1 protein-coding gene is annotated in these 1,183 nt (G+C 75.5%); it reads left to right on the top strand.

Translation table 11 applies throughout. From position 1 onward, the window contains the following. Positions 1-107: 107 nt before the first annotated feature. The coding region (locus ACOV8S_RS30950) for an MMPL family transporter (RefSeq protein WP_448321808.1) at positions 108-1,183 on the top strand (1,076 nt) is incomplete at its 3' end.

Raw genomic sequence — 1,183 nt, 5'->3', positions numbered from 1 at the left:
GGGTAGCCCCATGCCCCCTCGGCCGCCTGCACCAGTGACCCGGTCCTGCCGCGGCGGGGAGGCTGGTCCGCGGCGTTCTGGGGATCGGTCGGCGGGAAGGGCTGGGCATGCGGGGCAAGGAGTCGGTGATGGTGCGGACGGCGCGATGGGGCGCCCGGCACCCGGGGCGTGCCATCGCGGGGTGGCTGCTGTTCGTCGCCGCGTGTCTGGGTGCGGTGGCGGTCGTCGGCACCGACAAGGGCGAGTTCGAGGACTTCTGGATCGGCCGGGCCGGGCGGGCCGAGGCGCTGGCCGCCGGCAGCGGGCTCACCCCGCCGCCCGTGGAGCACGTGCTGATCGAGGGCCGTGACCCCGGGCCGGCGGCCCGTGAGGTGGTGCGGCGGATGGAGGCGCTGCCCGCGGTGGTGCGGGTGGCCGCTCCGCGTCCCTCCGACGACGGGTCGGCCCTGCTGGTGTCGGTGACCCTGCGGGGCGACCGGGAGACCGCGAAGAAGGACGTCGACGCGCTGCTCGCCGGGACCGCGGCCGTGCAGGCCGCCCACCGGGACGTGCGCGTCGGGCAGACCGGCAGCGCCTCGATCTCCGTCGGGGTCAACGACAAGCAGGGCCGGGACCTGCAGCGCACCGAGATGATCAGTCTGCCGGTGACCTTCGTGATCCTGTTCGCCGTGTTCGGCACGGTGCTGGCCGCCGGTATCCCGGTGCTGCTGGCGCTGACGGCCTTCGCGGCGGCCACCGGGCTGTACGGGCTGGCCTCCTGGGTCTTCCCCGACGCGGGCGGCGCCGTGCTCAGCACGATCTTCATGCTGGGGATGGCGGTGGGCGTCGACTACTCGCTCTTCTACCTCAAGCGGGTCCGTGAGGAGCGTGAGCGCTCCGGCGGGACGCTGAGCCACACGGCCGCGGTGGAGCTGGCGGCGCGGACGTCGGGCCGGGCGGTGGTGGACTCGGGGCTGGCGGTCGCCGTGTCGCTGGGCGGGCTGTACCTGATGGGGGACGTCGTCTTCTCCTCGATCGCCACCGGCGCGATCCTGGTCACCCTGGTCGCGGTGGCGGGTTCGGTGACGGTGCTTCCGGCGCTGCTGGCGAAGCTGGGGCCGCGGGTGGACCGCAGGGCGTCCCGGCGTCCCCGCGCCGGAGCAGGGGCCGGAGCAGGGCCCGGGGCCGGCGCCGGCCCCTGCTC

Source organism: Streptomyces sp. CO7, from assembly GCF_053474865.1.
Note: the sequence above shows the minus strand (reverse complement) of the source record. Positions and strands in the feature narration are given on the sequence as shown.